Origin of the sequence: Pseudoflavonifractor sp. 60 (assembly GCF_009911645.1) — a bacterium.
Taxonomy (GTDB): domain Bacteria; phylum Bacillota; class Clostridia; order Oscillospirales; family Oscillospiraceae; genus Lawsonibacter.
In genome coordinates this window covers 1-3,626 of sequence record NZ_QWKI01000063.1, presented here as the reverse complement: position 1 = coordinate 3,626, position 3,626 = coordinate 1, and the positions used below count along the sequence as shown (strand labels likewise).

The following is a 3,626-nucleotide window of genomic DNA, read 5'->3' as shown; positions in this document are numbered from 1 at the left end:
CGAGGACGAGGACATCCTCAACTATGACGATTTGGACGACCCGGACGCTTTTGTATAGCTTTGGGACATTTTGTCCCGAAGTGTCACCTGCCGCCTATACCGGGCGGCTTTTCTTGTGCCCGGGAAAATCCCGGAGAAATGGAGGACTATATGGCATTTTTCGCATCCGCTATCACCACTTTGCAGACCCTTGTTATCGCGCTGGGCGCGGGCCTCGGCGTTTGGGGCGTTGTCAATCTGCTGGAGGGCTACGGCTCGGACAACCCCGGCTCCAATGCTCATGTACGGTAAAGAAGCAAGCAACCGAAAACAAGAGATAGACCGCCAGCACCACACTATTCCGAACCAAAGCAACCAAAAGACAAAAAGACAAGCACCGTGGAAATGTGTATAACTTGCTATTCCGTCATGGAAAAGTCTGTTCACAGAACATGGAAAAGCTAAAGTGCAGCTTTCCCACATTCTGCAAACAGACTTTCCCACAACTCCATAAGATAGCAAGTTATGCACATTACGCACAGTGCCGGCTACTACGGAATCCCCCTCATTCTTATAACAAATTTAAAAGCAAATTGCTTATTTTTCAATGCTATTTCGGAGATTTTTTTTCATAATAACTACATTGACTTTGAAAGTTTCCCATGTTACAATAGGTTTGCTTGTCAGAGGACTTGCAATCAAAAAGATTGTTGAAGTGGGATAAGACCATTGAGGGTTTTATCCCACTTCTTTTATTTTGCGTGGAGGTGTTTTTATGAGTACAAGAACAAAGTCTTTATGTAGTTACATATTTCCGGCAATGGGTGGGTTATTTGTAACCTATCTTTACAATGTGGTTGACGGTATTTTTGTTGGACAAGGCGCTGGTTCAGCCGCATTAGGAGCTGTTAATATTGGCGTACCTTTTATTACTTTTGTTGTTGCTGTTGCCGCAATGTTCCCAATGGGCGGTGCAACTGTTGTTGCAATACGTATTGGACGAGGAGATAAAGAGGGCGCAAATCACGCTTTTATGACTGCTTTTACTTTAACTGCTTTACTTTCCGTTGTGTTAATGATAATTGGAATGATATTTTCGCAGCAAATTGTTGATATAAGTGGCGCATATAAATTAAGTGATACAATGAGAAAAATGTCAGCAGATTATTTGTTTTATTATACTGCTTTTTCAATTCCTATGTTGATGAGTACCTGCCTGTCTGTTTTTGTTAGAAATGACGGTTCGCCCGCTTTATCATTTATAGGAATGTGTGTAGGTGCGATAGCAAATATTTTTTTAGACTGGCTGTTTATCTTTCCGTTAAATATGGGCATTATCGGTGCAGCAGTTGCTTCCGGTTTAGGACAGGTATTTTCTGTTATAGTTCTTCTTCTACATTTTGTTAAGAAAAAAGGGCAACTTCGCATTAAAGCTTTTAAAATTGATATTTCTCTTATCAAAAAAATATGCAAGCGAGGGGTGCCAGAAGCAATTTCACAGCTTACGACACCAGTTACTGCACTTTGCTATAATCTTATGTTGGCAAGTTTAATCGGGGATATAGGAGTATCTACATTTAGTGTTTTAAGTTTTATTTATTCGCTTGCAAATGCTGTCCTATCTGGTGTGGCTCAAGGCTTACAACCGCTTTGGGGAAATTGTTATGGGAAACGTGATACAAACGAAATGAATTGGTTTTTCCGTTGTGGGATAATTGTTAACTTGATTTTATCCATTTTTATTTATGGTATATTGTTTTTCTTTGATGAATCAGTTATTTGTATTTTTAATAAAGATAGCAACCTTGTACAAACTGCGACTATAGCGTTACCAATGTTCAGTTTGTCATTCATTCCTATGGCACTGAATCTCATTTATACAGATTTTATGTTTTCAACAAAGAGGACAACACAAGCAAATGTGATAGCAATAAGCAGGGGTATTGTTATTAAATCAATTTCCATCTTTTGTATGCCTATTCTATTTGGAAATAATGCTATTTGGATTGCCCCACTTTTTGCAGAACTTATTACACTTATTTTAGCAGTAGGATTGAACAAAACAACAAAGTTAATCTATAAATAATCCAAAATCTGTTTTCTAAATATAAAAAACTTGGAGAAAAGAGGGGATTTTTATGACTTGCACCGAAGAATATAAGGAGCATATCGAATATACATTTAACGCCTTTTGCAGAGTGGTCATATACTATGCGGCTATCAACGCATGGCGTGACAGGGACAAGCGGCGGCAAAGGGAAATATCTTTTGAATACCTTACAGAAGAAAAGTTTTACCCGTTCAGTACATCAGATAAATATTTTATAGACCCTTGTGAGCAATACCCTGTTACGATATGCGGTCAGGGGGTTATCCTCACAAATGGGGAGCTTGCCGCCGCCCTGTCCTCTCTGCCGGAGAAAAAGAGGGAAATTATCTACCTTTACTTTTTCAGGCGTTACACACAACAGGAAATCGGGGAGATATACGGACGCTGTCGGAGTACGGCGTGGCATCACATACACAGTGCCTTGCAAATGCTGCATGAAGAAATGGAGGTGCTTTTGAATGAGGAATCCTAAACTTGTGCCGTATGAAACCATTGTCAGAGCGACCAGCGGAGAGCCGGAAGCCGTGGACGAGATTTTGCAGCATTACGGCAAACGAATCCGGCTTGCTTCTCTTGAAAACGGACACGTCAACAAGGACACTGAGGACAACATAAAACGACGGCTTATCGCTGCTCTGTTCCAGTTCCACTTTGATGAACAGCCTTACAAAAAAACTGAATAACCACCGCCCATCACAGCGGCACACCAAGACAGGAAATCAAGAAAAGGTTTCCTGTTTTTTTGCGTTTATTTTCGGCGTTTTGAAAAAATCACAGTATTGCCCCACGAAAAGGGAAACATGACACGCTCTTTGTTTGGCAGTTTTCAGATTTTGGTGGTGTGGGGAATGAAAGGAAAATGAAGAAATTTCTGAAAATCCCCGCCTATCCGGGCTTGTGTGGTGTTGTAAGGAATGAGGGGAAATTTTCGCAAATCAACGTCCATTTTGCCTTTTGCTGGTTTGTAAGTATTGGGGAGAGAAATTTTCCGCAGCTTTGGCAAAATCTCTCCGTGTGGCACTAAAGGTATTGAGAGGGAAATTTTCGCCGGAACGCAACAAACCAGCCGCCAATAGCCGGATAGTAAGCGAACAGACCACACAGCGCAGTTTCTTAGAGCAAGATTCTACCACAGTACCAAATTTCGCTAATCGCTCATTTTGTCCTATGGGAATCTTGTTGGGGTTGCCACCCCAAGCCCGCCTTTTGGCGGCTTACGCCGCTTATGATTACCGCCGCTTTTGCGGCAAGTGAAAGGAGGTTCACAGCCATGAAAAGATACAACACACCCCACCGCCACCGGGTAATCAAGACACGCTTGACCGAAGAAGAATTTGCCGAGTTTTCCGAGCGTGTCACCCTCTGCAAAATGAGCCAAGCCGAATTTATCCGGCAAGCCCTTATCAAGTCAAGCATACGCCCCGTCATTACCGTTTCCCCGGTCAATGATAAATTACTCTCTGCCGTTGGGAAACTCACAGCCGAGTATGGGAAGATAGGCGGCAACTTAAACCAGATTGCCCGCTGTCTGAACGAG

The 3,626-nt window shown here is 42.1% G+C and carries 4 protein-coding genes and 1 pseudogene; all 5 read left to right on the top strand.

The annotated features are described in order from the left end of the window. Positions 1-150: 150 nt before the first annotated feature. Positions 151-273 (top strand): annotated as a pseudogene (locus D1646_RS07840) (Maff2 family protein); the annotation flags it as partial. A gap of 481 nt (positions 274-754) precedes the next feature. After that, entirely contained in the window at positions 755-2,065 is a 1,311-nt protein-coding gene (locus D1646_RS07835) for an MATE family efflux transporter (protein ID WP_160635936.1), read from the top strand. A gap of 52 nt (positions 2,066-2,117) precedes the next feature. Beyond that, positions 2,118-2,561: a sigma-70 family RNA polymerase sigma factor gene (locus tag D1646_RS07830; protein ID WP_160635935.1), complete on the top strand. Its 444-nt coding sequence runs from the start codon at positions 2,118-2,120 to the stop codon at positions 2,559-2,561. Further along, on the top strand, positions 2,548-2,772 hold the full coding sequence (locus tag D1646_RS07825; protein WP_160635934.1) for a helix-turn-helix domain-containing protein: 225 nt from the start codon (positions 2,548-2,550) through the stop codon (positions 2,770-2,772). The genes D1646_RS07830 and D1646_RS07825 overlap by 14 nt, the downstream gene beginning before the upstream one ends. A 587-nt stretch (positions 2,773-3,359) precedes the next feature. Next, the coding region (locus D1646_RS07820) for a mobilization protein (RefSeq protein ID WP_160635933.1) at positions 3,360-3,626 on the top strand (267 nt) is incomplete at its 3' end.